Raw genomic sequence first — 26,055 nt, forward strand, 5'->3', positions numbered from 1 at the left:
CGTCGGACCCGCCCATGCAACACCCCGGCGAACAACGCAGCCATACCCAGTCGGCGGCCCCGCATTCCTGGCGGATCCAGGTCAGATCACCCCATGATCGCAGCTCCCGCGCCGCCGGGGTCGCCGACCGGGACCCGTCCCCACGCGCGGGGGCGGCCGGGGATCGGGGGCTCCGCGCAGCTCAGGGGCGGGAGGCGGGGCCCGGCCGCGGCGGACGGGGGGCGGGAACGCCGGTGGTCGGCGCGGTGGCGTCCGCCCGTCGCGGGGCCCTCGCGCCGACGGGTTCGCCCACCCCGAACGGCCCTGTCGCGGGGGCCGTGGACGGCGGTTTCGAACGGCTCTCCGGCACCTCCCGAGACCGCGTCGAGGGGGCGGCGCCGGGCCGCCGCACACTCCCGGGGTCGGCGCCGGTCGGGGGTGAGGGCCGTCGGGTACCCGCGTCGCCGCCGACCCGGGCGTTCCGGAGGCGGCGGCGACAGGTTCGGCGGGGCGGAGGGCGCCGAATGCGGGCTGACGGGGTGCGGGCGGTGGGGCGGCCGGCGGAGGCGGGCGGCCGGCCCTACGACGCCGCGGCTCCGATGCGTTCCAGCGCGTCGTCGGCACCGTACGGCTGGAGGTAGGGCATCCACCGGGGGTCCCGGTGGCCCGTTCCGATGATCCGCCAGGCCAGACCGGACGGCGGGGCGGGCTGGTGGCGCAGCCGCCAGCCCAGCTCCAGGAGGTGACGGTCGGCCTTGACGTGGTTGCAGCGGCGGCAGGCGGCGACGACGTTGTCCCACGCGTGCAGGCCGCCCCGACTGCGCGGGATGACGTGGTCGACGCTGGTGGCGACGGCCCCGCAGTACATGCATCGGCCGCCGTCCCGGGCGAAGAGCGCGCGCCGGGTGAGCGGAACGGGCCCCCGGTAGGGGACCCGCACGAAGCGCTTGAGCCGGACCACGCTGGGCGCGGGGACGGCTCTCGTGGCGCTGTGCAGGAAGGCGCCCGATTCTTCCAGGGAGACCGCTTTGTTCTCCAGGACGAGGACGAGCGCGCGTCGGAGCGGTACGACGCCGAGCGGCTCGTACGACGCGTTGAGGACCAGGACGTGCGGCACGGACTGCCTCCTTGTACGCCGGCGGCGCGTGGCTCGCGCCGGGACGATCTGCTCTCCAGTCTCCCCTTACGGCTGGTCGAAGCGCCACCACGCGCCCGTAACGGGTCCGAGGTGTTTTCAACCACACCGCCTTCATCCCCGGGTGAGTCCGGTCTCTCCCTCGAACACGGCAACAAGGTCGGCCCCGTGCCCCGTTAGTGTGGTTGGTCTGCCCGCACACCCCGTTCGGCGGGCAGGCCGCTATGCCTGGAGGTTCCTGCCGTGCCCTCGCCCGCCACTCTGCTCCCGTCGGCAGCGACCACCACCGACGACGCCGCCGAGAGCGTGACCAATGCCGCGAGCTTCATCGAGGAGAACTGGGCCACCTGGCTGAGCATCGGCCTGCGCATCCTGCTGATCGTGGTGATAGCCGCGGCGCTGCGGTCGGTGGTCCGCAAGGCGCTGACCAAGCTCATAAGCCGGATGAACAGCAGCGCCGAGGCCGTGGAGGGTACGGCGCTCGGCGGGCTCCTCGTCAACGCGGAGCGGCGCCGGCAGCGCTCGGAGGCCATCGGTTCGGTCCTGCGGTCGGTGGCCTCGTTCCTGATCCTGGGCACGGCGGCGCTGATGGTGCTGGCCGCGCTGAAGATCGACCTGGCGCCGCTGCTGGCGAGTGCCGGTGTGGCCGGTGTGGCCATCGGTTTCGGTGCCCGCAACCTGGTGACGGACTTCCTCTCCGGTGTGTTCATGATCATGGAGGACCAGTACGGCGTCGGCGACAAGATCGACGCCGGGGTCGCCTCCGGCGAGGTGATCGAGGTCGGACTGCGCGTGACGAAGCTGCGCGGCGACAACGGGGAGATCTGGTACGTCCGCAACGGCGAGATCAAGCGGATCGGCAACCTCAGCCAGGGCTGGGCGACGGCGGCCGTGGACGTGCAGGTCAAGCCGACGGAGAACCTCGCGCACATCCGTGAGGTGGTCCAGGAGGTCGCCGACTCGCTGGCGAAGGAGTCCCCGTGGGACGAGCGCCTGTGGGGTCCGGTGGAGGTGCTGGGCCTGGACGAGGTGCTGCTGGCGTCCATGACGGTCGCGGTCTCGGCGAAGACCATGCCGGGTCAGCAGTTCTCCGTGGAGCGCGAGCTGCGGTGGCGCATCAAGGAGGCCTTCGACGCGGCGGGCATCAAGATCATCGGCGGTCTGCCGGTCGCCGACGAGCCCGAGGAGGCCGCGGACGCGTCGGCTTCCGTCGCGGCGCCCTCCGCCCTGTCGAACCCGACCTCGCCGCAGTCCCTGGCGACCGCCCCGATCCCGCCGCACCCGGGCTCCGGCTCGGGCTCCGGTTCCGGCTCGCCGAGGATCACCAAGTAGCCCCCTCCGTCACCCACGTCCTGGCGCGCGCACCCGCCGCGCCCCTCCGCTGCCCCGCCGGTCCGTTTCCGGCGGGGCAGCGGCATTGACACGACTCGGAACCCAATAGGAAACTTACCTAACAGTTCACCTCGCTGAGGAGAGACCGCGCCATGCCCGCCGCCACGCCCGGAACGCCCAGCCTGCTGCGCGCCATGAACGACCGCGCCGCCCTGGAGCTGCTGCTGACGCACGGCCCCCTGTCCCGGACCCGGATCGGGCAGCTGACCGGACTGTCCAAGCCGACCGCCTCGCAGCTGCTGGCCCGACTGGAGAGCGCCGGACTGGTCGTGGCCACCGGCACCGACGGCGGCCGCCCCGGCCCCAGCGCCCAGCTCTACGCCCTCAACCCCCGGGCCGCCCACGTCGGCGGACTCGACGTCACCCCGGAACGGGTGCTCGCCGCGGTCGCGGACCTGACGGGCACGGTGACGGGCAGCTTCGAACTCCCCTACACCGAGGGCGCCGGCGCAGTGGAGCAGGTCACCCGGGCCCTCGACGGGGCGGTCCGCGCCGCCGGGGTCGGACTCGGCGACCTGCACCGGCTGGTCATCGCCACCCCGGGCGCCTTCGACCCGCAGAGCGGTCAGCTGCGGTACGCCAGCCACCTGCCCGGCTGGCACTCCCCCACCCTGCTCGACGAGCTGGCGGCGGCGCTGCCGGTGCCCGTCGAGTACGAGAACGACGTCAACCTCGCCGCCGTCGCCGAACAGCGCCTCGGAGCGGCCCGCGGCCACCAGGACTTCGTCCTGCTGTGGAACGAGGAGGGCCTCGGCGCCGCCCTGGTCCTGGGCGGCAGGCTGCACCGCGGCTGGACGGGCGGCGCGGGCGAGGTCGGCTTCCTGCCCGTGTCCGGGCACCCCCTCGTCCGCCAGGTCGCCCGGGCCAACACCGGCGGCTACCAGGAGCTGGCCGGCGTACAGGTACTGCCCCGGCTCGCCGCCGAGTTCGGCGTCGACAGCCCGCCGCCGCCCGCGCCGGACGCCCCGCACGGGCCGCAGGTCGCCGTCGGCGTCGCCCTGCTGGAGCGGGCCGCCGCCGCCCCCGACGGGGCGAACCTCGAATTCCTGCGGTCGTACGCCACCGTCCTCGCGACGGGTCTGGCCTCGCTGGTAGCCGTACTGGACCCGGAGATCGTGGTGCTCTCCGGGGCCGTGATCGGCGCGGGCGGCGACCCGCTGCGCACGCTGCTGGAGGCCGAACTGGCGGAGCTGGCTCCGTCCCGGCCCCGGCTCGTCACCGGCGAGGTCCGCGAGCGGCCCGTCCTGCGGGGCGCCCTGGAGAGCGCCCTGGCCGCCGCCCGCGAGGAAGTGTTCGACACCTCCCGCTAGGGCGCCCCTCCGCGCTCACTCCCGATCCCCCCCACCCCAGACCCCCTCCCTGGCACCCCTCACCGGAAGTTCCTCCCGCAGAGAGCGAGCCCCGCCATGCCCAGAACCGGACGCCTCACCACGGCCGCGGCCGCCCTGGCCGCCATATCCGTACTCGCCACCGCCTGCACCGGGCAGAGCGGCACCGCTGCCGCCGACGACCCGAAGGCGGACGTCACCCTCACCTTCTGGCACGGCTGGTCCGCGCCCGCCGAGGTCAAGGCGATCGAGGAGAACATCGCCCGGTTCGAGAAGGCCCATCCGAACATCAAGGTCAAGGCCACCGGCAACATGACCGACGACAAGGTCAACCAGGCCCTGCGGGCGGGCGGGGACAAGGCTCCGGACGTGGTCTCCTCCTTCACCACCGACAGCGTCGGAAAGTTCTGCAACTCCGGCGCCTTCGTCGACCTGAACCCCTTCCTCACGAAGTCCGGGGTCGACAAGGCGAAGGTGTTCCCCAAGACCCTGCTGGGGTACACGCAGTTCAAGGGCAACCAGTGCACGCTGCCCCTGCTCAACGACGCCTACGGCCTCGTCTACAACAAGACCGCCTTCGCGGCGGCCGGCATCACCGAAGCACCGCGCACCTGGAGCGAGTTCACCGAGGTCGCGCGGAAACTGACCAAGCCGAGCGGCGACTCGTACGAACAGGTCGGCCTGATGCCCACCTTCCACGGCTACGAGACCACCCCCATGCGACTGGCCGCCCAGTGGAGCCCCACCTACTTCGGCCCGGACGGAAAGTCGAACCTCGCCGGCGACCCCGCCTTCGCGAAGATGCTGACCGCGCAGAAGGGCCTGGTGGCCGACCTCGGCGGCTACGAGAAGCTGGAGAAGTTCCGCGCCGGCTTCGGTGACGAGTGGAGCGCCGAACACCCCTTCCACCGGGGGCAGGTCGCCATGCAGATCGACGGCGAGTGGCGGGCCGCCATGGCGAAGGAGGCCGGGGTCCCGTTCGAGATCGGCACCGCCCCGCTGCCCGTGCCCGACGACCAGCTCGCCGACTACGGCAAGGGCTACGTCTCCGGCACGATCATGGGCATCTCGGCGGCGAGCCGCAAGCAGAACGCCGCCTGGGAACTCGTGCGGTACATGACCACCGACACCGCGGCGGTCGTCGCCTTCTCCAACGCCATCCACAACGTGCCGTCCACGCTCGCCGCCCTCGACTCCCCGGACCTCCGGGTGACCCCCGAGTTCAAGACGTTCATCGACATCGCCCGCCACCCGAAGTCGAACACCACCCCGGCCCAGGCCGACGGCGGCACCTACCAGCTGACGTTCCAGGACTTCGCGTACGCGGTCGAGAAGGGAGCCGTCCCCGACATCCCCGCCGGGCTGGCCGCCACCGACCGGCAGATCGACACGGACATCGCGAAGGCCCAGTAGGCCCGATGCCCGACACCCACGCCCCCGCGGGCCCGCACGCGCGCGCCCTGAAGGCCAGGCACCGCCGGTCCCGGCTGCGGACCCTCGCCTTCATGTCCCCCTGGCTGATCGGCTTCTCGGTCTTCTTCGCCTACCCGCTGCTGTCCACCGTCTACTTCTCCTTCACCTCCTACGACGGCTTCCGACCGCCCGTCTTCAACGGACTGGCCAACTGGAGCTACGTCTTCACGGACTATCCGCTGTTCTGGCCGGCCATGCGCAACACGCTCTGGCTGGTTCTGGTGATGGTGAGCTGCCGGGTCGTCTTCGGCCTCGGCGTCGGCCTGCTCATCACGAGGATCAAGACCGGGGCCGGACTCTTCCGGACCCTGTTCTACCTGCCCTACCTGGCCCCGCCGGTGGCCGCGACGCTCGCCTTCGTCTTCCTCCTCAATCCCGGCACCGGCCCGGTCAACACCCTGCTGGAATCGGTGGGGCTGCCCGCGCCCGGCTGGTTCACCGACGCCGACTGGTCCAAGCCCGCCCTCACGGCCCTCGCACTGTGGGGGGTCGGCGACCTGATGGTCATCTTCATGGCCGCGCTGCTCGACGTACCGAAGGAGCAGTACGAGGCCGCCGAGCTCGACGGCGCCGGCGCCCGGGCCCGGTTCCGGCACATCACCCTGCCGAACATCTCGCCGATCATCCTGTTCGCGGTGGTCACCGGCGTCATCCAGGCCATGCAGTACTACACGCAGCCCCTGGTCGCCGGGAAGGCGGCCGCCGGGGTCATCGGCGGCTCGGGGCAGCAGTTCGAGCCGGGCTACCCCGACAGGTCCACGCTGACCCTTCCCCAAGTGGTCTACAACGTCGGCTTCCAACGCTTCGACTACGGCACCGCCTGCGTCGTCGCCCTGGTGCTGTTCGCCCTCTCCATGGCCTTCACCGCGCTCCTCATGCGGCGCCGTGGCGGACTGATCGGAGCAGGAGAATGAGTACGCCGGACCTCGCGCCCGGCCGCCGGGCGCGGCGCAGGGCCGTCCTGCACTGGATCGCCGTGCACAGCCTGGGCGTGGCCGCCGCCCTGTTCTTCGTCCTCCCCTTCGTCTTCCTGCTCCTCACCTCCCTGATGAGCGACCAGCAGGCGCTGACCCGCGACCTGTGGCCGCGGACCTGGGAATGGGACAACTACGCCACCGTCTGGCACACCCCCGGCTTCCTCACCTGGTGGCGCAACACCCTGCTGTACGCGGGCCTCGGCACCCTGTTGACCGTGGTGTCCTCGGTGCCCGTCGCGTACGCCCTCGCCAAGTTCCGCTTCCGCGGGCGGCGGCTGTCCCTGCTGCTGGTGATCGCCATGATGATGCTGCCGCCGCAGGTGGTCGTCATCCCCATGTACCTCTTCTGGGCCAAGCAGTTGGACCTGTCGGGCACCTTGTGGCCACTGATCGTCCCGATGGCCTTCGGCGACGCCTTCTCCATCTTCCTGCTGCGCCAGTTCCTGCTCACCATCCCCGACGAGTACCTCGACGCGGCCCGCGTCGACGGCTGCGGCGAACTGCGCACCCTGCTGCGCGTCGTGCTGCCCATGGCCAAGCCGGGCATCGCCGCCGTCGCGCTGTTCCAGTTCTTCTGCGCCTGGAACGACTACTTCGGCCCGCAGATCTACGCCTCCGACAACCCGGCCGCCTGGACCCTCAGCTACGGCCTGGAGTCCTTCAAGGGCGCGCACCACACCAATTGGAACCTCACCATGGCGGCGACCGTGCTCGTCATGGCACCGGTGATCGTCCTCTTCTTCTTCGCCCAGAAGGCGTTCGTCGAAGGCGTCACCCTGACCGGAGTGAAAGGCTGACGACCATGAAACTCGCAGTGGTGGGCGGCGGTTCCACCTACACCCCAGAGCTGATCGACGGGTTCGCCCGGCTCCGCGCCGGCCTGCCCGTCGAGGAACTGGTGCTGATCGACCCCGCCACCGAGCGGCTGGAGCTGATCGGCGGTCTGGCCCGCAGGATCTTCGCCCGCCAGGGACACCCGGCCACCGTGACCACCACCTCCGACCTGGACGCGGGCGTCGCCGGCGCCGACGCGGTGCTGATCCAACTGCGGATCGGGGGGCAGGCCGCCCGGCTCCAGGACGAGACCTGGCCGCTGGAGTGCGGCTGCGTCGGCCAGGAGACCACCGGTGCGGGCGGCCTCGCCAAGGCCCTGCGGACCGTCCCGGTCGTACTGGACATCGCCGAGCGCGTCCGGCGGGCCGCACCCGACGCCTGGATCATCGACTTCACCAACCCCGTCGGGATCGTCACCCGCGCCCTGCTCCGGGCCGGGCACAAGGCGGTGGGGCTGTGCAACGTCGCCATCGGCTTCCAGCGCAAGTTCGCAAGGCTGCTCGACCTCTCCCCCGCCGAGATCCACCTCGACCACGTCGGCCTCAATCACCTCACCTGGGAGCTGGGGGTCCGCAGGGGCGGCCCGCAGGGCGAGGACCTGCTGCCGCGGCTGCTCGCCGCGCACGGCGACGCCATCGCCGCCGACCTGCACCTGCCGCGCACGGTGCTGGACCGGCTCGGCGTCGTCCCCTCGTACTACCTGCGCTACTTCTACGCGCACGACGAGGTGGTCCGGGAGCTGGCCGAGAAGCCCTCGCGGGCCGCGGAGGTCGCCGCGATGGAGAGGGAACTGCTCGGCCTGTACGCGGACCCCGCGCTCGACGAGAAGCCCGCACTGCTCGCCAAGCGCGGCGGCGCCTTCTACTCGGAGGCCGCCGTGGACCTGGCCGCCGCCCTGCTGGGCGACGGCGACGGCTCCGGCTCCGGCTCCGGCTCCGGCTCAGTCCAAGTGGTGAACACCCGCAACGACGGGACCCTGCCGTTCCTCCCGGACGACGCGGTCATCGAGGTACCGGCCCGGGTGGACCGCTCCGGCCCGACGACGCTGGCCGTCCCCCGGCTGGACCCGCTGTACGCCGGTCTGGTCTCCCACGTCACGGCGTACGAGGACCTCGCGCTGGACGCGGCCCTGCGCGGCGGGCGCGAGCGGGTGTTCAAGGCGCTCCTCGCGCACCCCCTCGTCGGACAGTTCGACCTCGCGGAAGGACTGACCGACCGGCTTCTGGCCCACAACAAGGAGCACCTGCCATGGGCGTGACGCCCACCGGCGCGGCCGTGCTCGCGATCGACGCCGGCAACAGCAAGACCGACGTCGCGCTGATCGGCGCCGACGGCAGCGTCCTCGGCACCGGTCGGTCCGGGGGCTTCCAACCGCCCCGGGTCGGTGTCGAGACGGCCGTGGACGTCCTCGGGCAGGCCGTGGCGGAGGCCGCGGAGGCCGCCGGGCTGCCCCGGCTGCGGCCCGGGGCCCCGTACGCCGCACAGGTCTCCGCGTGCCTGGCCAACGCGGACCTCCCCGTGGAGGAACGGCAGCTGGCCGACGCCGTCAGCGCGCGCGGCTGGGGCGCGGCGACCGAGGTGCGCAACGACACCTTCGCGATCCTGCGGGCGGGGCTGCCCGCCGGGGAAGCTCCGCGCGGGGTCGCGGTGGTCTGCGGGGCGGGCATCAACTGCGTCGGCATGCTGCCCGACGGGCGCACCGCCCGTTTCCCGGCCGTCGGGATGATCTCCGGTGACTGGGGCGGTGGTGGCGGGCTCGCGGAGGAGGCCCTGTGGTGGGCGGCGCGCGCCGAGGACGGGCGCGGCGGTCCGACGGAGCTGGCGGTCGCGCTGCCCGGGCACTTCGGGCTCGGCTCCATGTACGAGTTGATCGAGGCGCTGCACCTGGGGTCCCTCGGCCGGCGGCGGGTGCACGAGCTGGTGCCGGTGTTGTTCGCGGTGGCCGCGGCGGGCGATCCGGTGGCCTCCTCCCTGGTGGAACGGCAGGCCGACGAGGTGGTGGCGATGGCGTCGGTGGCACTGGAGCGGCTCGGCCTGTTGGCGGCGGAGGTGCCGGTGCTGCTGGGCGGCAGCGTGCTCGCGGCCGGACATCCGCAGCTCAACGACAGGATCGGGGCGCTGCTGGCGCGGCGGGCCCCGCTCGCGCGGGTCTCGGTGGTGGCCGCGCCGCCGGTGCTGGGCGCCGGTCTGCTGGGACTGGACGCGCTGGGGGCGCCGCCCGGGGCGCACGGGAAGCTCCGTGCCCATTTCGGGTGAACCCGCCCGGGGACGCGGCGGGTCTGGAACCGTGGGGGCCCTCCCGACGTATTGACGGTGAAGGGGTGGCGGGGGCGGCGGGGGCGGCACCGGGGGCGTCCTCCGGGCCGGTCGCGGGTACGGATCACCCAAGATCGAGCACCGGGTGCTGTGGTCGGCCGTCGCTAAGGCCATACTGCTCCGGAGCAGAGGGACCAAGGGGGAGGTCACGGTGGCCATCACGACACGCGCGCCCGCGCCCGGGAGCGGCACTTCCGGTGCGCCGCCCCGGCCTGCCGCGGGCCCGCCCGCCCCGCCGGGGCGGGGCACCGCCTGGGCGGAGGGCGTCGAGCGGCTGCGCGCCGCCGCGACCACCGAACCGGGTCGGCTGCGGATCATCGGGGCCGTACTCGCCGCGCTGATCGTGCTGTTCGGCGCGGTCGCCGTCTGGGAGGTGTCCGACCGGGTGGCCGCGGCCGAGGCCGTGGTGGGCCGCAGCCAGCCGCTCAGCGCGGACGCGGCGAACATCTACCGTTCCCTCGCCGACGCCGACACGGCCTCCTCCAGCGGGTTCCTCGCCGGGGCCCAGGAGCCCCGGGAGGTCCGCCAGCGGTACGAGAAGGACATCGCCAGTGCCTCCCGGCTCCTGATCAGCGCGGCGGCGAACACCGGCGCCGGCGGGGAGTCCCGCAAGGAGATAGCGCTGCTCGGCGAGCAGTTGCCCCGCTACACCGGCCTGATCGAGCAGGCCCGCGCCAACAACCGGCAGGGCCTGCCCCTGGGCGGGGCCTACCTGCGGCATGCCAACGAGCAGATGAGCACGGTCCTGCTGCCCGCCGCGCAGCGGCTGTACGAGGCGGAGACCGGCCGGCTCTACACGGACCACGACGAGGCCCGGTCCTGGCCGCTGGCCGCGACGGGGGCCGGGGTGCTGGCCGTCGGCGCGCTGGTGTGGGCGCAGCGGCGCAACTACCTGCGCACGCACCGGGTCTTCAACCAGGGGCTGCTGGCCGCGACCGCCGCCTCGGTGGTGGTGCTGCTGTGGCTGACGGTCGGGCAGACCGTCGCCCGTTCGGGGCTGACCGAGGCCCGGGCCGACGGGCAGGAGTCGTTGAAGGTGCTGAACGACGCGCGGATCGCCTCGCTCCAGGCCCGGGCCGGCGAGAACCTGACACTGATCGCGCGGGGCGCCGTACTGGCCGAGGACAAGAAGTCCGACAAGTACGACGTCGACTACGCGACGAACATGCGGCAGCTCGACGAGGGGCTGGCGAAGGCCCTGCGGCTGGCCGACGACGCCAGTGGCCGGGACCCCCTCAAGAAGGCCGCGGCCGGCGTGACCGAGTGGAAGCAGCGGCACGCGGCGGCCCGCGAGTCGGACATGAAGGGCGACTACGAGTTGGCCCTGCCCCAGGTCATCGGGGACAAGAAGAGCAGTGGCGCGTCGTTCGACGTCGTGGACGCCTCCTTGGAGGAGGCCGTGGTCCACGAGCAGCAGGAATTCACCCGGGCGGCCCGGAGCGGGCTCGGCGCGCTGGACGGGCTGGTGACGGGCTCGGCGGCGCTGGCCGTCCTCGGCGCGGTGGCCGCCCTCCTCGGCATCGGTCGCAGGCTTTCGGAGTACAGGTGAGATCGATGCGGATACGGCGGATGCGGGCGGGGCAGGACGAGGCGGCCGGGACGCCCGGGACGCGGCGCGCGACGGGCCGGCTGCGCGGCTGGGGCGGGGTGAGCGCGATGGCCGCCGCCTGCACGGTGACGGCGGCGGCCGTACTGCTGCCGCTCGCCCACGGCGCACCGGACGGCGGGCGGTCCGGTCCGGTCCGCCCGCCGTCCGCGGTGGTCGCGGCGCCCGCCGCCCCCGCCGACACCTGCCCGGACCCGGAGGCGAGCCTGCGCCCGTCCACCATGGACGGGCCGACGATCGAGCGGATCCGCAAGGCCGGCAAGCTCGTCGCGGGCGTGGACCAGAACAGCTTCAAGTGGGGCTACCGCAACCCGGACGGCCACCTCGTCGGCTTCGACATCGATCTGGTGAAGGCCATCGCCAAGGACATCCTCGGCAACGAGGACCTGGTCATCTACCGGGCGATCCCCACCAGCCAGCGGATCCCCGCCCTCCAGGAGGGCCGCGTCGACGTCGTCGTCCGGACGATGACCATCAACTGCAAGCGCTTGGAGGACGTCGCCTTCTCCACCGCCTACTTCGAGGCCGGACAGCAGGTCCTGGCCCCCAAGGGTTCGCCGATCACCGGGTACGACGGATCGTTGAACGGCCGTCGGATCTGCACGGCCGCCGGGTCCACGGCGGAGGCGGCCCTCAAGTCACAGGCCTACGGCTCGGTGTCGGTCTCCGTCCCGAACCAGCTGGACTGCCTGGTGCGGCTGCAACTGGGCGAGGTCGACGGGATCATCACGGACAACGCGCTCGCCGCCGGCCAGGCCGCGCAGGACCCGTCGGTGCAGCTCGTCGGCGCCCCCTTCACCCGCGAGTTCTACGGGGTGGCGATGAACAAGGACGCCTCCGACCTGGTGCGCCGGGTGAACAAGGTGCTGGAGGACTACCGTGCCGGCGGCGACGGCAGCCCCTGGGCGACCTCGTACCGGGACCACTTCCAGAACGTGCTGCCGAAGGTGGCCTCGCCGCCCGCGCCCAAGTACCGGGACGGCTGAGGCCGGTGGCGGATTCGAGGCCGTACGTGAGCCTTCCGGGAACGGGGCCCGCATTGATGGACAGGGACGACGTCGACCGTGCGCTGACACGGCTGGGCGCGGAGCACGAGGCCGTGGAGACCTCGCTGCTCGCGCTCCAGGACCACGCCGGCCGCAGGCTCCTGGAGGGGGCCGCGCTGAGCGGGATCACCCAGGAGCGGTGGGCCGCCGCCGACACGGCCATCACCCGGCTGTGGACGTACTTCGACGCCTACAGCGGGGCCCTGGCCGCCGCCCGCGCGATCCGCGAGCGGCGGCGTTGGCCCAACCGGGAGGACCTGGCGGAGCTGACCGAGCGGCTGCGCGGGCCCGGGGTGACCATCGCCGGCGCCGGGCTGGAGGGCGCCGCGCTCGCGGAGCGGTTCTCGCTGGCCGAGCTCGTGGCCCGGATGAACGAGCTCTACGCGAGCTCCCTGGACCTGGTGGTCGCGGCGGACGCGGTGTGGTCGGCGCTGCCCGCTCGCATCGACCTGCTGGCCGCCGAGCTGCACCGCACCCGGTCGCTGGCGCACTCGGTGGGGGTCCGGCCGGGCGAGCACCCGTCGGGGGACGACCTGGAGTCGATCACCGCCGAGCTGGCGCGGCTGCGCGAGCGGGTGATCGCGGACCCGCTCGCCTTCTGGACTCCGGCGCCGGGCAGTTCCGCCCCGGGCGGGGGGCGACCGGACACCGCCCGCTACGACCGGGCGGCCCGCGCGCTGGACGACGTACGGCGGGAGGTCGAGGCGGTGCTGACCGTCCGGCAGGACGCCGAGCAGCGGCTGATCTCCCTGCGGGACGTGCTCTCGCGGGCCGATCGGACGCTCGCGGAGGCGCGCAACGCCCGCATCGAGGTACTGGCGAAGATCGCGGCGTCCGAGGTACCGGCCGTCAGCGGACCGCCGACGGCCCTGCAGGAGCAGCTCGCGGCGGCCGCGGAGTACCGCAGGCACGCGCAGTGGCACCGGTTGTCACCCCTGCTGGACGCCCTGGAGGAACGGGCCGAGGAGGAACTCCGGCGGGCCCGTGAATCGTTGACCGCGGTGACGGCCCCGCTGGCCGTGCGGGCCGAACTGCGCGGCAGGTTGGACGCCTACAAGGCGAAGGTCGCCCGGCACGGACTGGCGGAGGACCCGCTGCTGGTCGAGCGGTACGACACCGCCCGGCGGATGCTGTGGAGCGCTCCCTGCGACCTCCGGGCCGCCGAACTGGCGGTCCTGCGCTACCAGCGGGCCACCGCCGAGGCGCTGGCCCCACCGCAGGACCACGGCGCGCGGGACCCGGCCGACGACAACTCCGGCGCACCGGACCGACACGACGCGCGGGAGCTCCACCTGCCGGAGCAGCACCTGCCCGAGCAGCATCCACCCGAGCAGCACCGGCCCGGTGGGCCGGGGAAGGAGGACGCATGAGCCTGACCGGAACGCCCTGCATGCGCCCCGGCTGCCCCGGCGCGTACGAGGACATGGGCGGCGGCGAGCTGTACTGCGACACCTGCGGGCTCGCCCCGACGGGCGCGGTCGCGGCGGGCGCCGAGGAGCTGGTCTCCCCGCCGACGGGCATGACCAGCGCCGCCCGGCACGGCGACTCCCGGGGCTCGGCGGGCTCCCGCGGATCGGGCCGGTCCTCGGCCTCGGCGCGCTCCTCCCGCTCCTCCCGGTCCTCCTCGTCCCGCCGCTCGGTGTCCGGGCGGCTGTCGCGGTCCCTCCCGGGTTCCGCGTCCACCCGTTCGGTGTCGGTGCGCAGTTCCGGCTCGGCCGCCTCGGGCTCGGGGCGCGGCCGGTTGGGAGCCGGGCTGGTCAGCGTGCCGGAGGTGCCGCGTCCCGATCCGTCGGCGGCGGTGCTGGAGAACCCGGAGGTCCCGGAGCGCAAGCGGTTCTGCTCGCGCTCGGACTGCGGGGCCCCGGTCGGGCGGTCGCGGGGCGAGCGGCCGGGCCGTACGGAGGGGTTCTGCACCAAGTGCGGCCACCCCTACTCGTTCGTGCCCAAGCTGCGCGCGGGCGACGTGGTCCACGGCCAGTACGAGGTGGCGGGCTGTCTGGCGCACGGTGGTCTGGGCTGGGTCTACCTGGCCGTGGACCGGGCCGTCTCCGACCGGTGGGTGGTCCTCAAGGGCCTCCTCGACACCGGGGACCAGGACGCGATGGAGGCGGCGATCTCCGAGCGGCGCTTCCTCGCGGAGATCGAGCACTCCAACATCGTGCGGATCTACAACTTCGTGGAGCACCTGGACCAGCGGACGGGTTCGCTCGACGGGTACATCGTCATGGAGTACGTGGGCGGCAAGTCCCTGAAGGAGATCGCGAACGAGCGGCGCCGGCCGGACGGCAGACGCGACCCGCTGCCCGTGGAGCAGGCCTGCGCGTACGGGATCGAGGCGCTGGAGGCCCTCGGGCACCTGCACAGCCGCAACCTCCTGTACTGCGACTTCAAGGTCGACAACGCCATCCAGCAGCAGGACCAGCTCAAGCTGATCGACATGGGCGCGGTCCGGCGGATGGACGACGACGAGTCGGCGATATACGGGACCGTCGGCTACCAGGCCCCCGAGGTGGCCGAGGTCGGTCCGTCCGTGGCCTCGGACCTTTACACGGTGGCGCGCACCCTCGCCGTGCTCACCTTCGACTTCCAGGGCTACACGAACGTGTTCGTGGACTCGCTGCCCGACCCGGAGCACATCGAGGTGTTCGGCCGGTACGAGTCGTTCTACCGGCTGCTGGTCCGGGCCACCGATCCCGATCCGGGTCGGCGGTTCGCGTCCGCCCAGGAGATGGCCGACCAGCTCACCGGCGTGTTGCGGGAGGTCGTCGCGTTGCAGACGGGCCGGCCGCGTCCGCAGCTGTCGACGCTGTTCGGTCCCGAGCTGCGGGTCCCGGACACCCGGCTGTACGCGGACGGGCCGGGCGCCGAGGTCTCCCGACTGGGTTCGCGCGAGATCACGGGACGGACGTGGGGCCGGGGTCGGGGCGCACGGCGGGCACCGGCCGGCACCCCGGCTCCGGTGGCCGTTTCCGTTCCGGTTCCGGCGGCGGGCGGTGGCACGGGGTCCGTCCCGGTCGTTGCGCCCGTCGGCGGCCCGTCGCCCGTTCCCGCGCAGGCCCCTCCCGTGGGCGGCGTCGCCGCGCTGGGAACCACCGCCACGCACCTGGCGGGCGCTCCGGTGCCCGGGGCCCGACGGGCCGGGCCGGCGCAGGAGGCCCGGTCGGCGCAGGCCGGTTCACCGGTGGCCGTCGCTCCGGTGACCGCGCCGGGCGCAGGGGCGGTCGCGGTGCGGACCGGGTTGGCCCGCCTCGACGCGCGCGACACGGCACTGGCCCTGCCCGTGCCCCTGGTCGACGCCGCCGACCCCAACGCCGGCTTCCTGACCGGACTGCTCGCCTCCGCACCCGCCGACCTGCTGGGCGCCCTCGGCTCGGCCCCGGCCGACTCGGCCGAACTGCGGCTGCGCGAACTGCGGGCCCGGCTCGAACTGGGCGAACTCGCGGTGGCCGGCGAGGCCCTGACCGCGCTGGAGGACCGACACCCGGACGACTGGCGCGTGGTGTGGGCCCGCGGGATCGCCTCGCTGGCCACCGGGGACGACGAGATAGCGGCACTGTCCTTCGACGCGATCTACGACGCCTTCCCGGGCGAGCCCGCGCCGAAGCTGGCCCTCGGTCTGTGCGCCGAGATCCTCGGACAGCTGGACAACGCCGCCGAGTACTACCGCCTCGTCTGGACCACCGACCCGGGTTTCGTGAGCGCGGCCTTCGGGCTGGCCCGGGTCCAGCTGGCGTCCGGCGACCGGGACGGTGCGGTGCGCACCCTGGAATCCGTACCTGAGGCCTCCATCCACTACACCGCCGCACGGGTGGCGGCCGTACGGGCACGCCTGCGCGACCGGTCCCCGCAGGAGCCCCTGCTGGCCGATCTCGTGGCGGCGTCCGGCCAGGTCGAGGCGCTGCGGCGGTTCGGGCTGGACCCGGAGCGGCAGGAGCGACTGGCGACGGAGGTTCTGGGCGTGGCCCTGGACTGGGTACTGTCGGGTAGCCGGGGCGCCGACCCCGGCCGGACCTCGCTGCTCGGGAGTCAACTGGACGAGCGGGGGCTGCGCTTCGGCCTGGAACGCTCGTACCGCGTCCTCGCCCGGCTGGCGCAGCGGGGCGAGGAGAGGATCGAACTGGTGGAACGGGCAAACCGTTTCCGTCCCCGGACGTGGGTGTGAGTGATGTCGATGCATCGGCCGTCGGGCTGCCCCAGCTGCGCGGAGCCCTTGGAGGAGGGTGACTGTTTCTGCGGCGTGTGCGGTTACGCCCTGTCCTCCCCACCCCCGCCCCCGGACCCCGATCCGACCCTGCCGGTCGGATCCCTGCCGGCGCCGGCCGCGGCCGCACGGCACGCCGCCCCGGCGCACGCCCGGACGCACGCACCGGCGGGCGAGGCCCCCGGCGCGGTGTCCGGTCCCTCGGGTGAGGCGGGCGAGCCGTTCGGCGCGGGCCTGCGCGGCTCCGCCGGCTACACCCCCGGAGTGCCCGCGCCCGGATGGGGCAGCGTGGCCGAGGCCGCGCCGACCCTGGTCGGCGACGGCTCCGGCATGCCGGGCCCGAGCGCGCCCTGGGGCGCCTCCGACACCGGGCACGGGGCCCCGCACGGGCAGGAACCGGCCCGCGACGACAGCCCGCACGCGCAGCAGCCGAACCACCGGAACGAAGCCCCGCACGGGCAGGAACCGGACCCCCACGGGGCCCCGTACGGGCAGGAACCCGTGCGCCACGACCTCCCCGGCGGCGCCGGGGATCCCGGCACGCCGTCCGGGGACGGGGCGTGGGGGCCGCCCGCGCACGAGGAGCCGTACGCCCCGCAGGGCGGGCCCGCGCACGAGGATCCGTACGGCGCCGCCCCGGCGGCGGACGGCGGGAAGACCTGCGTCGCCTGCCGCTCCGGGCACGTCGATCCCGACGGGTACTGCGAGCACTGCGGCCACGCCCAGCCCCGCGAGCGGGACCACCTGGAGGAGGAGCTCGGCAGCGTGGCCGCCGTCAGCGACCGCGGCCTGCGCCACCACCGCAACGAGGACTCCTTCGCCGTGTCGGCGACCGCCCTGCCCGACGGGTCGGCCGCCACCGTGGCCATCGTCTGCGACGGCGTCTCCTCCGCGAGCCGGCCCGACGAGGCCTCTGCCGCAGCGGCCCGCGCCGCCAACGAGGCGCTGCTCGAAGCCCTCCCCCGCGGCGCCCACCCCCAGGAGGCCATGCACGAGGCGATCCTGGCCGCGGCCACCGCCGTGAACGCCCTCGCCCCGGAGACGCCCGGGGCGCAGAACGCGCCGGCCTGCACGCTGGTCGGCGCCGTCGTCAGCGGAGGGGTCCTGACCATCGGCTGGGTCGGCGACAGCCGCGCCTACTGGGTGCCCGACGACCGCGCCGCCATGCCGCGGCGCCTCACCGAGGACGACTCGTGGGCCGCCCAGATGGTCGCGGCGGGCCTGATGGGCGAGGCCGAGGCCTACGCCGACGTCCGGGCCCACGCCATCACCGGCTGGCTCGGGGCCGACGCGTACGAGCTCGAACCGCACACCGCCAGCTACAAGCCGGATCACCCCGGTGTGGTCGTCGTCTGCACCGACGGCCTGTGGAACTACGCGGAGTCCGCCCGGGACATGGCACAGGTCCTGCCCCCCGACGCGGCCGTCCGTCCCCTGCACAGCGCGCAGGTCCTGGTGGGCCACGCCCTCGACGGGGGCGGTCACGACAACGTCACCGTCGCCGTGGTGCCCTTCGCCGCCCTACCGGAACCGGGAACCCCCGGCGCCGCCCCGGAAGCGGAAGCCGAAGCGGAACCGCGCCACCGGGCCTGACCCGCCCGTCCCCGTCAGCGAGCCCCCCGAGGAGTCCAGTCGATGGCGAACTTCGCCAAGCCGAGCGCCCCGCGCTTCAGCGTGGAGGTGTACCAGAACGAGTTCCTGCCCGAGGGCGGCCGGGACGTGCACGCCATCGTGACGGTCACCTCCAGCGGGGGCGCCACCGCGACCGCCGCCCGCGTCCTGGGGCAGGACGCGGCCGTGGTGATCATGGTCGACTGCTCGGGCTCGATGGAGTACCCGCCGGACAAGATGCGCGGGGCCCGCGAGGCGACGGCCGCCGCGATCGACACCCTGCGCGACGGCACCGCCTTCGCGGTGATCGCGGGCACCCACGTGGCCCGCGAGGTGTACCCGGGCCAGGGCCGGCTGGCCACCGCCGACCCGGCGACCCGCGCGCAGGCCAAGGAGTCGCTGCGCGGCCTGTCCTCGGGCGGCGGCACCGCCATCGGGACCTGGCTGCGCCTGGCCGACGGCCTGCTCCGCCGGTCCCCGGCCACGATCCGGCACGGGATCCTGCTCACCGACGGCCGCAACGAGCACGAGGAACCGGCGGTGCTGCGCGCCACCCTCGACGCCTGCGCCGGCCGCTTCACGTGCGACGCCCGCGGCGTGGGCACCGACTGGGAGGTCAAGGAGGTCACCGGGATCGCGGGGGCGCTGCTGGGCTCGGCGGACATCGTCGCCGATCCGGCCCACCTCGCCGAGGACTTCACGCGCATGATGGAGAACGTCATGGGCAAGGAGGTCGCGGACGTGGCGCTGCGCCTGTGGACCCCGGTGGGGGTGGAGGTCCAGTACGTCAAGCAGGTCGCGCCCGCCGTCCAGGACCTCACCGCCCGCCGCACCGAGGTCGGACCGCGCGCCGGGGACTATCCGACCGGGTCGTGGGGCGACGAGTCCCGCGAGTACCACGTGTGCGTCCGGGTGCCCGGTGCGTCCGTCGGTCAGGAGATGTTGGCGGCCCGCGCGTCGCTGGTCCTGCCCGGGCCGGCGGGCGAGCCGCAGCCGCCGCTCGCGCAGGGCCTGGTCAGGGCCGTGTGGACGGACGACCTGGCGGCTTCGACGGCGATCAGCCCGCAAGTGGCGCACTACACGGGACAGGCAGAACTCGCGCAGGCTATCCAACAGGGCCTGGAGGCCCGCAAAATGGGTGATGTGGACGGGGCCACGGCCAAACTGGGGCGTGCCGTGCAGCTTGCCAGCGTCTCCGGGAACGCCGACACTGCCAAACTGCTGGCGAAGGTGGTGGATGTCGTCGATGCGGTGGCGGGTACTGTGCGGCTGAAAGCGAAGGTCGCCGATGCCGACGAGATGACCCTTGAAACGCGTTCGACACAGACCGTCCGAGTGAAGAAGTCCTGAGAAGAACCTGCCGCCATGACGCAGGGAGAAGGGGGAAGCGCCGCGATGCCGACCTGCCCGAACGGGCACCAGTCCGCCTCCGACGACTGGTGCGAGGTCTGCGGCCACCGCATGGCTGCCCCTACGGGCACCCCCGCGGCGCCCTCCTACGGATACGGCTACCCTCCCACGGCCGGTGAACCGACCGCCCAGGCGGAGCTGTGCCCGCAGTGCCGGACCCCGCGCGAGGCCATGGCCCCGTTCTGCGAGGAGTGCCGGTACAACTTCCTGACCCGTACGCCGACTTCGTACGCGCCGTTGTCCCCGGACGCCACGGGCGCGGGACCCGGCACCGGGGCGGGCGCGCAGCCCGGCCCGCCGCCCCCGCCGCCGGCCCAGGCCCCGCCCGTCTTCTCCCAGGACCACTTCGAGTACCAGGGATCCCGGCCGTCACGGGTCAACCGGCCCGCCGAGCCGCTCCAGCGCGAGGACGACTGGCTGTTGCCGCCGCCCTCGCACGACCAGCCGGGCCGCTCCGGTCAGCAGCCCGTTCAGCCCGTGCAGCAGGAGTACCAGCAGGAGTACTACCAGCAGCAGGCGCCGCCGCCGCAGGAGTACCACCACCAGCAGCAGGTGCAGCAGCACCACCACGAGTACCAGCAGCACCAGACGTTCCCGCCGCAGAACAGTCCGGCGCCGGTGTCCTGGTCGGCGACGGTCGCGCCCGACCGCTCGTACTTCCTGGCGATGATGCAGCGCAGCGGACCGGAGGCGGCCGCGCTCAACCTGCCCGCGTACTCCCCCGAGCAGCACCTTCCGCTCTCCGGCGGCCAGATCACCATCGGCCGGCGGCGCGCCTCCACGGGCGAGGCCCCGGACATCGACCTGGCGGTGCCGCCGGAGGACCCGGGCGTCTCCCACCAGCACGCGGTGCTCGTCCAGCAGCCCGACCTCAGCTGGGCGGTCGTCGACCAGAACTCCACCAACGGCACCACCATCAACGGCGGCGAGGAGCCGATCCAGCCCTACGTCCCGGTCCCCCTCTCCGACGGCGACCGCGTCCACGTGGGGGCCTGGACCACCATCACCATCCGCCGCGGCTAACCGGGCCGGACTGGTTCCCCCAGCGGCCACACGTACGGTCCCTGGGGGTCGTCGAGCCAGGACCACTGGCCCTCGGCCGTCACCGTGACCCCGAACCGCTCGCGCGGCGGCCGGCCCTCCCTGCGCCACAGGTCCAGGGCCTCACGGGGGTGCAGCACGCCCGCGGTCAGGATCAACAGGAACTGGAAGCGCTCGTTCTCCACCAGCTCGTACGGAACCCCGTGCAGCGGACCCGTCGTCCCGGCGGGGGTGGGCGAGGCCGTGGCCCCGCGCAGGGGGACGAAGTAGGCCGAGGTGTGCAGGAAGTGGCCCTCGGCGAAACCGGCGTCCCGGACGGTGAGCGCGATCAGCCCCGTCGACAGCGGCGCCAGGATCCGCGCCCCCGCCCGGCACTGGGCAGGCCAGGCGTCCGGGATCAGCGGCAGGGTGCAGGTCACCAGGATCCGGTCGAAGGGGGCCCGGGAGGGGCAGCCGCGCGCACCGTCCCCCGTCACCACCGTCGGGTGGAGACCGAGCAGCGCCAGGTGGGCCCGCGCCGACTCGGTGATCTCCTCGTCCAGGTCGACCGTCGTGACCAGGTCCTCGCCGAGCCGGTGACAGAGCAGGGCGGCGTTGTAGCCGGTGCCCGCGCCGATCTCCAGCACGTTGTCGCCGTCGCGCACGCCCAGCGCCTCCAGCATCTTCGCCATCAGCGAGGGCTGGCTGCTGGAGGAGACCAGCTCGCCGTCGCGCAGTCGGGTCGCCAACGGGGCGTCGGTGTACACGCCGCGCAGCCAGCGGGCCCGCTGCTCGGGATCCGGGTCCTCGCCCCACAGCCGTTCGTGGCCGGCGCCGCGACCGGTCCAGAAGTACGGGACGAACACGTGCCGGGGCACGGCCGCGAAGGCGGCCCGCCAGGCCGGGTCCTCCAGCGCCCCGGCCGCCGTCAGCTCCCGCACCTGGCCGGCGTGCGCCGCCGCCCGCAGGTCCCGGACCGCTTCGTCCGGCGCGCCGCGGGACCTGCGTGGGGTGTGTGCCCCCGTGCCACCCGTACCCATGACTCCACTGTGCTGCGGTCGGGCCGCCCGTGCGACCCCGGCGGACGGTGACGGGCCGGGCCGGGGTCCTGGGGCCTGTCGTAGAAGTCCCGTCGTCGCCCGGAGGGCGGCCGCGAGGCGGACGGGAGTTCGACGACAGGTCCTAGGACCGGGGTCCTCCGTCCGGGCGTCTGAGACGATGGTCGGGTGAATGACGAGTCGCAGAGCACGGTCCAGGAGCAGACCTTCTACGAGCTGGTGGGCGGCGAGGACTTCTTCCGCCGGCTGGTCCACCGCTTCTACCAGGGGGTCGCGGGGGACCCGCTGCTGCGCCCGATGTACCCGGAGGAGGACCTCGGGCCCGCCGAGGAACGCTTCGCGCTGTTCCTGATGCAGTACTGGGGCGGCCCGACCACCTACAGCGACAACCGGGGCCACCCCCGCCTGCGGATGCGGCACGCGCCGTTCCAGGTCGACGCCGCCGCACACGACGCGTGGCTGAAGCACATGCGGGTCGCGCTGGACGGGATGGGACTGGCGCCGGAGCACGAGGCGCAGCTGTGGCGCTACCTGACCTACGCGGCCGCCTCGATGATCAACAGCGCCTGATCCGGCGGGCCGACCAGGCGGTCAGACGGGTCGTACCTGGAGGGCGCCCAGGCCGCCGGTCCGCCCGGGGCGGCGGGTGGCGACGGACCCGTACGGGGTGCTGAGGCGCAGCCAGCCACCGGAGGCGAACAGCGCCACGGGGGCGGGTGCCGCGACCGGGGTCGCCGCGGGGGTCGTCGCGGCGGGGACGGGGGTCCGTACCGGCCGCAGGAAGCCCAGGGACTGCGCGGCGTGCACGGCGCGCAGCGGAAGTTCGGTGTCGCCCAAGGTGCGCGACCAGATCTCGCGGCCGATGCGGTCCCGCTCCGAGCGGGTCCGGTGCTGCGGGGGCAGGGCCTCGTCGCGGGCCCGGAACTCGGTGACGGCCGCGGCCACGGAGGCCCGGACCGCCTCGGGGGCGGGCAGACCCGCCACCGGCTGCCAGCCGCCGCGCGGCGGCAGCACACCGGCCCACGGGGGCCCGGTCACCGGCGCGGGCACGACGGCACCGGCGGTGGTCTCGTCGATCGCCTCCAGCAGCTCGCCCGCCGACACGGTCACGTCGAGCGGTGTCGCGAGGGGCTCGGCGAGACGGGCCGTACGGATGGCGAGCACGTCGAAGGACGGCGGGCGTCCGAAGACGGCGAGCGCGCCACCGCCCGCCCGCGCCTGCAGGCGGACCGCGGCGGCACGGTCGTAGTGCACCAGCCGACCCAGGAAGGCGGCGAGGTCCGCCGCCTCCCCGGGATCGACGAAGCGCAGCTGCTCGGTCATGCCGCGAGGCGCCCTTCGGCGGCCTCGGGCCGGTCGAGGTACTCCTCCAGGAAGAGGCGCTCCTCCGCAGTGATGCGGCGGGGACGTCCCTCGGCGAGGTTGTAGGGCACGACCACGGTCTCGGCCCGTACGTACACCGTCTCCGGCGCGTCCTGCGTCGCCTCGTCCTTGACCTCGTAGCGGATGGTCAGCGAAGCGGCGCCGATGCGGGTCACCCAGGACTCGATGAGGACGGGCTCGTGCCGGTGCACCAGGGGCAACTTGTAGTCGATCTCGTGGCGGGCCACGACGGAGCCGCCCGTGAAGGAGTCGCTGCCCTCCCCCGGCGCCAGGCGGAACATGAAGTCGATCCGCGCCTCCTCCAGGTAACGGAGGAAGACGACGTTGTTGACGTGCCCGAAGGCATCCATGTCCGCCCAACGGAGGGGGCACCGGTAGTGGTGTCTCGCCATGGTCTCGACCTAGCCCCGGGTGAGCTTCTTGTAGGTGGCACGGTGCGGACGGGTGGCGTCCGGGCCGAGCCGCTCGACCTTGTTCTTCTCGTAGGACTCGAAGTTGCCCTCGAACCAGTACCACTTGGACTCACCCTCGTACGCGAGGATGTGCGTGGCGACCCGGTCCAGGAACCAACGGTCGTGGGAGATGACCACGGCCGCACCGGGGAACTCGAGGAGCGCGTTCTCCAGCGACGACAGGGTCTCGACGTCGAGGTCGTTGGTGGGCTCGTCGAGGAGCAGCAGGTTGCCGCCCTCCTTGAGCGTCAGCGCCAGGTTCAGGCGGTTGCGCTCACCACCGGACAGGACACCGGCCGGCTTCTGCTGGTCCGGACCCTTGAAGCCGAAGGCGCTGACGTACGCGCGGGACGGCATCTCGACCTGGCCCACGTTGATGTAGTCCAGCTCGTCCGACACGACCGCCCAGAGGGTCTTCTTGGGGTCGATGTTGGCGCGGCTCTGGTCGACGTAGCTGATCTTGACGGTCTCGCCGACCTTGATGGCGCCGGAGTCCGGCGTCTCCAGGCCCTGGATCATCTTGAAGAGCGTGGTCTTGCCGGCGCCGTTCGGGCCGATGACGCCGACGATGCCGTTGCGCGGCAGCGTGAACGACAGGTCGTCGATGAGGACCTTGTCGCCGAACGCCTTGGTGAGGTTGTTGACCTCGACCACGATCGAGCCCAGACGCGGACCCGGCGGGATCTGGATCTCCTCGAAGTCCAGCTTCCGCATCTTGTCGGCCTCGGCCGCCATCTCCTCGTAGCGGGCGAGACGGGCCTTGGACTTGGTCTGACGCCCCTTGGCGTTCGACCGCACCCACTCCAGCTCTTCCTTGAGGCGCTTCTGGCGCTTCTCGTCCTTGCGGCCCTCGACCTTGAGGCGGGTGGCCTTCTTCTCCAGGTACGTGGAGTAGTTGCCCTCGTAGGCGATGGCGCGGCCGCGGTCGAGTTCGAGGATCCACTCGGCGACGTTGTTCAGGAAGTACCGGTCGTGGGTGACCGCGATGACACAACCCTTGTACTGCGACAGGTGCTGCTCCAGCCAGTTCACCGACTCGGCGTCGAGGTGGTTGGTGGGCTCGTCGAGGAGCAGCAGGTCAGGGGCTTCCAGCAGCAGCTTGCAGAGCGCCACGCGACGCTTCTCACCGCCGGAGAGGGTGGTGACGGGCCAGTCGCCGGGCGGGCAGCCCAGGGCATCCATGGCCTGCTCCAGCTGGGCGTCGAGGTCCCACGCGTTGGCGTGGTCCAGGTCGTCCTGGAGCTTGCCCATCTCCTCCATCAGCTCGTCGGTGTAGTTCGTCGCCATTTCCTCGGCGATCGCGTTGAACCGGTTGAGCTTGCCCTTGATCTCGGCGACGCCGTCCTCGACGTTTTCAAGGACGGTCTTCGACTCGTCGAGCTTGGGCTCCTGCATGAGGATGCCGACCGTGTAGCCGGGAGACAGGTACGCCTCACCGTTCGACGGCTGCTCGATGCCCGCCATGATCTTCAGAACGGTGGACTTGCCGGCGCCGTTCGGGCCCACCACACCGATCTTCGCGCCGGGCAGGAAGTTCAGGAAGACGTCGTCAAGGATCACCTTGTCGCCGTGCGCCTTGCGCGTCTTGCGCATGGTGTAGATGAACTCAGCCAAGAGAAACCGTCCGGCAGATCGATGGTGGGCAGATACACCCCATCTTGCCAGTCGTCCATACCTGCGGGCGAATGGGTAGGTCAGAGGCCCCTGAGCTGGGGTGGGACGGTGGCCCGCGGGTGGCGGGTGGCGGGGCGGCGGCGGGACGGGACCTGGTCGTATCTCCCCCCGGGAGGGCAGGATGCTGCTGCGCCACCCGGTGCCGGTAGCCCCGGAGGTCCCTTGAACGCCAGTTCCCTCGTCCCGCTCGCCATCGCGCTCATCGGGGTCGGCGGCACCCTGTTCGCCCCGCTGCTGACGCAGCGCCTCGTCGCCCGCGTCCAGGCGGAGCAGGGTGACCGGCAGGAGCGGGTCGCCGAGGCCCAGTGGCGGCGCGAGCAGCAGGTCGCGGCGCTGGACCAGCGGCGCGACTGCTACGTGGCGGCGAACTCCGGCTACCGCCGCTTCCGCGTCGAGCTCATGAACTACCTCTGGCTGGTGCACAAGGACGCCGTCGCCCCGGAGCGGCGAACGGCCCTGGAGGAGGCGCGGCACGCGATGCACGCGTCCTTCGCCGAGGCCCAGATGGCCGCCTCCGACGCGGTCCTGGCGGAACTGGACGCGATGTCGCAGACCTTCGCGGCCCTGTACGACCGGGTCATGCGGCTGGAGGAGGGCAACCCGGCGCCGAACGGTTCGTTCGAGGAGATCCAGTCCGGGCTGCTGCGCGCGAACGAGCAGTGGGTGGTCATGCGCGGCGCGATGCGCGCCGACCTGGGCGTGGACCCGGGCCCGGCGGTGGAGCCCTACTAGGGCGCGCCGGCCGGGTCCCGGGAACGGCCGCCCCGGGCGGCGTCCCTGGGGCCGTCGGTCGCGGGGCGGTCGGTCGCGGGGCGGTCGGTCGCGGGGCGCCCGGGTTGCTGCCCGAGGCGGAAGCCACGCCCAGGTGAAGGCCCCGGGACGGTCGGGGCGACCGGGCAGCGGCCCGAGGCGGAAGCCACGCCCAGGTGAAGGCCCCGGGACGGTCGGGGCGACCGGGCAGCGGCCCCAGGGGAAAGCCACGCCCAGGGTGGCGGCCCGCGGGCGGTCAGGGTGCCCAGGTGGAGGACCCGGGACGGTCGGGGCGCCCCGGTAGCGGCCCCAGGGGAAAGCCATGCCCGGGCGGCGGCCCGAGGGCGCCCGGGGTGCCCGGGCAGCGGCCCGAGGCGGAAGCCACGCCCAGGTGAAGGCCCGAGGGCGGT

Annotated in this window: 21 protein-coding genes; 16 read left to right on the forward strand and 5 right to left on the reverse strand. The window is 73.3% G+C overall.

Annotated elements, in window-relative coordinates; translation table 11 throughout:
* Positions 1-559: 559 nt before the first annotated feature.
* The gene (locus ACFVS6_RS13195; protein WP_389703349.1) at positions 560-1,096 is read right to left on the reverse strand and encodes an HNH endonuclease; all 537 of its coding nucleotides are present in this window, start codon (positions 1,094-1,096) and stop codon (positions 560-562) included.
* A gap of 261 nt (positions 1,097-1,357) precedes the next feature.
* Here ACFVS6_RS13195 and ACFVS6_RS13200 point away from each other — a divergent pair, with 261 nt between their 5' ends.
* From ACFVS6_RS13200 to ACFVS6_RS13265, 14 genes are all read left to right on the forward strand, one after another.
* Entirely contained in the window at positions 1,358-2,446 is a 1,089-nt protein-coding gene (locus ACFVS6_RS13200; RefSeq protein WP_389703350.1) for a mechanosensitive ion channel family protein, read from the forward strand.
* Positions 2,447-2,598: 152 nt separating this feature from the next.
* Positions 2,599-3,816 carry an ROK family protein gene (locus ACFVS6_RS13205; protein WP_389703352.1) on the forward strand — a complete coding sequence of 406 codons (1,218 nt, stop codon included), beginning with the start codon at positions 2,599-2,601 and terminating at the stop codon, positions 3,814-3,816.
* 96 nt (positions 3,817-3,912) lie between these two features.
* Positions 3,913-5,247, forward strand: a complete 1,335-nt coding sequence (locus tag ACFVS6_RS13210; protein ID WP_389703354.1) for an ABC transporter substrate-binding protein — start codon at positions 3,913-3,915, stop codon at positions 5,245-5,247.
* A 5-nt stretch (positions 5,248-5,252) separates the two neighbouring features.
* Positions 5,253-6,221, forward strand: a complete 969-nt coding sequence (locus ACFVS6_RS13215) for a carbohydrate ABC transporter permease (protein WP_389703355.1) — start codon at positions 5,253-5,255, stop codon at positions 6,219-6,221.
* Positions 6,218-7,081, forward strand: coding sequence for a carbohydrate ABC transporter permease (locus ACFVS6_RS13220; protein ID WP_389703357.1), 864 nt, complete (start codon positions 6,218-6,220; stop codon positions 7,079-7,081). The genes ACFVS6_RS13215 and ACFVS6_RS13220 overlap by 4 nt, the downstream gene beginning before the upstream one ends.
* Before the next feature lie 5 nt (positions 7,082-7,086).
* On the forward strand, positions 7,087-8,376 hold the full coding sequence (locus tag ACFVS6_RS13225) for a 6-phospho-beta-glucosidase (RefSeq protein WP_389703359.1): 1,290 nt from the start codon (positions 7,087-7,089) through the stop codon (positions 8,374-8,376).
* Positions 8,367-9,374: an N-acetylglucosamine kinase gene (locus ACFVS6_RS13230; protein WP_389703361.1), complete on the forward strand. Its 1,008-nt coding sequence runs from the start codon at positions 8,367-8,369 to the stop codon at positions 9,372-9,374. The genes ACFVS6_RS13225 and ACFVS6_RS13230 overlap by 10 nt, the downstream gene beginning before the upstream one ends.
* Positions 9,375-9,585: 211 nt before the next feature.
* Positions 9,586-10,983: a hypothetical protein gene (locus tag ACFVS6_RS13235; RefSeq protein ID WP_389703363.1), complete on the forward strand. Its 1,398-nt coding sequence runs from the start codon at positions 9,586-9,588 to the stop codon at positions 10,981-10,983.
* A gap of 5 nt (positions 10,984-10,988) precedes the next feature.
* A complete protein-coding gene (locus tag ACFVS6_RS13240) occupies positions 10,989-12,026 on the forward strand; it encodes a glutamate ABC transporter substrate-binding protein (RefSeq protein WP_389703364.1) in 1,038 nt (345 codons plus the stop codon).
* Between the two features lie 56 nt (positions 12,027-12,082).
* Complete coding sequence (locus tag ACFVS6_RS13245; RefSeq protein WP_389703365.1) at positions 12,083-13,456, forward strand: hypothetical protein; 1,374 nt, start codon at positions 12,083-12,085, stop codon at positions 13,454-13,456.
* A complete protein-coding gene (locus ACFVS6_RS13250; RefSeq protein WP_389703367.1) occupies positions 13,453-16,248 on the forward strand; it encodes a tetratricopeptide repeat protein in 2,796 nt (931 codons plus the stop codon). The genes ACFVS6_RS13245 and ACFVS6_RS13250 overlap by 4 nt, the downstream gene beginning before the upstream one ends.
* 3 nt (positions 16,249-16,251) lie before the next feature.
* Entirely contained in the window at positions 16,252-17,880 is a 1,629-nt protein-coding gene (locus ACFVS6_RS13255) for a protein phosphatase 2C domain-containing protein (protein WP_389703368.1), read from the forward strand.
* Positions 17,881-17,922: 42 nt separating this feature from the next.
* On the forward strand, positions 17,923-19,248 hold the full coding sequence (locus ACFVS6_RS13260) for a VWA domain-containing protein (RefSeq protein WP_389703370.1): 1,326 nt from the start codon (positions 17,923-17,925) through the stop codon (positions 19,246-19,248).
* Between the two features lie 15 nt (positions 19,249-19,263).
* On the forward strand, positions 19,264-20,331 hold the full coding sequence (locus ACFVS6_RS13265; protein ID WP_389703371.1) for an FHA domain-containing protein: 1,068 nt from the start codon (positions 19,264-19,266) through the stop codon (positions 20,329-20,331).
* On the opposite strand, the gene ACFVS6_RS13270 is transcribed toward ACFVS6_RS13265, so the two are convergent.
* Positions 20,328-21,368, reverse strand: a complete 1,041-nt coding sequence (locus ACFVS6_RS13270; protein WP_389703373.1) for a methyltransferase domain-containing protein — start codon at positions 21,366-21,368, stop codon at positions 20,328-20,330. The genes ACFVS6_RS13265 and ACFVS6_RS13270 overlap by 4 nt on opposite strands.
* A gap of 186 nt (positions 21,369-21,554) precedes the next feature.
* Here ACFVS6_RS13270 and ACFVS6_RS13275 point away from each other — a divergent pair, with 186 nt between their 5' ends.
* Positions 21,555-21,956 carry a globin gene (locus ACFVS6_RS13275; protein WP_389703375.1) on the forward strand — a complete coding sequence of 134 codons (402 nt, stop codon included), beginning with the start codon at positions 21,555-21,557 and terminating at the stop codon, positions 21,954-21,956.
* 21 nt (positions 21,957-21,977) lie between these two features.
* Here ACFVS6_RS13275 and ACFVS6_RS13280 read toward each other — a convergent pair whose 3' ends face one another.
* From ACFVS6_RS13280 to ettA, 3 genes are read right to left on the reverse strand one after another with little or no spacing between them, the layout of a single operon-like run.
* The gene (locus ACFVS6_RS13280; RefSeq protein WP_389703376.1) at positions 21,978-22,709 is read right to left on the reverse strand and encodes a hypothetical protein; all 732 of its coding nucleotides are present in this window, start codon (positions 22,707-22,709) and stop codon (positions 21,978-21,980) included.
* Positions 22,706-23,161 (reverse strand): acyl-CoA thioesterase, encoded by a 456-nt coding sequence (locus tag ACFVS6_RS13285; RefSeq protein ID WP_389703377.1) that lies wholly within the window; start codon positions 23,159-23,161, stop codon positions 22,706-22,708. The genes ACFVS6_RS13280 and ACFVS6_RS13285 overlap by 4 nt, the downstream gene beginning before the upstream one ends.
* A gap of 9 nt (positions 23,162-23,170) precedes the next feature.
* Complete coding sequence (gene ettA / locus ACFVS6_RS13290) at positions 23,171-24,835, reverse strand: energy-dependent translational throttle protein EttA (RefSeq protein WP_389703379.1); 1,665 nt, start codon at positions 24,833-24,835, stop codon at positions 23,171-23,173.
* A gap of 222 nt (positions 24,836-25,057) precedes the next feature.
* On the opposite strand from ettA, the gene ACFVS6_RS13295 reads away from it, so the two are divergent.
* Positions 25,058-25,627: a hypothetical protein gene (locus ACFVS6_RS13295; RefSeq protein WP_389703381.1), complete on the forward strand. Its 570-nt coding sequence runs from the start codon at positions 25,058-25,060 to the stop codon at positions 25,625-25,627.
* Positions 25,628-26,055: the final 428 nt, after the last annotated feature.

The sequence above is a fragment of the Streptomyces sp. NPDC057939 genome (assembly GCF_042887545.1).
In the GTDB taxonomy this organism is placed as follows: Bacteria; Actinomycetota; Actinomycetes; order Streptomycetales; family Streptomycetaceae; genus Streptomyces.

Coding starts and splice junctions, on each gene's coding strand:
- ACFVS6_RS13205 (WP_389703352.1), top strand. CDS start 2,599: ATGCCCGCCGCCACGCCCGGAACGCCCAGCCTGCTGCGCGCCATGAAC.
- ACFVS6_RS13210 (WP_389703354.1), top strand. CDS start 3,913: ATGCCCAGAACCGGACGCCTCACCACGGCCGCGGCCGCCCTGGCCGCC.
- ACFVS6_RS13215 (WP_389703355.1), top strand. CDS start 5,253: ATGCCCGACACCCACGCCCCCGCGGGCCCGCACGCGCGCGCCCTGAAG.
- ACFVS6_RS13220 (WP_389703357.1), top strand. CDS start 6,218: ATGAGTACGCCGGACCTCGCGCCCGGCCGCCGGGCGCGGCGCAGGGCC.
- ACFVS6_RS13225 (WP_389703359.1), top strand. CDS start 7,087: ATGAAACTCGCAGTGGTGGGCGGCGGTTCCACCTACACCCCAGAGCTG.
- ACFVS6_RS13230 (WP_389703361.1), top strand. CDS start 8,367: ATGGGCGTGACGCCCACCGGCGCGGCCGTGCTCGCGATCGACGCCGGC.
- ACFVS6_RS13240 (WP_389703364.1), top strand. CDS start 10,989: ATGCGGATACGGCGGATGCGGGCGGGGCAGGACGAGGCGGCCGGGACG.
- ACFVS6_RS13245 (WP_389703365.1), top strand. CDS start 12,083: ATGGACAGGGACGACGTCGACCGTGCGCTGACACGGCTGGGCGCGGAG.
- ACFVS6_RS13250 (WP_389703367.1), top strand. CDS start 13,453: ATGAGCCTGACCGGAACGCCCTGCATGCGCCCCGGCTGCCCCGGCGCG.
- ACFVS6_RS13255 (WP_389703368.1), top strand. CDS start 16,252: ATGTCGATGCATCGGCCGTCGGGCTGCCCCAGCTGCGCGGAGCCCTTG.
- ACFVS6_RS13260 (WP_389703370.1), top strand. CDS start 17,923: ATGGCGAACTTCGCCAAGCCGAGCGCCCCGCGCTTCAGCGTGGAGGTG.
- ACFVS6_RS13265 (WP_389703371.1), top strand. CDS start 19,264: ATGACGCAGGGAGAAGGGGGAAGCGCCGCGATGCCGACCTGCCCGAAC.
- ACFVS6_RS13270 (WP_389703373.1), bottom strand. CDS start 21,368: ATGGGTACGGGTGGCACGGGGGCACACACCCCACGCAGGTCCCGCGGC.
- ACFVS6_RS13280 (WP_389703376.1), bottom strand. CDS start 22,709: ATGACCGAGCAGCTGCGCTTCGTCGATCCCGGGGAGGCGGCGGACCTC.
- ACFVS6_RS13285 (WP_389703377.1), bottom strand. CDS start 23,161: ATGGCGAGACACCACTACCGGTGCCCCCTCCGTTGGGCGGACATGGAT.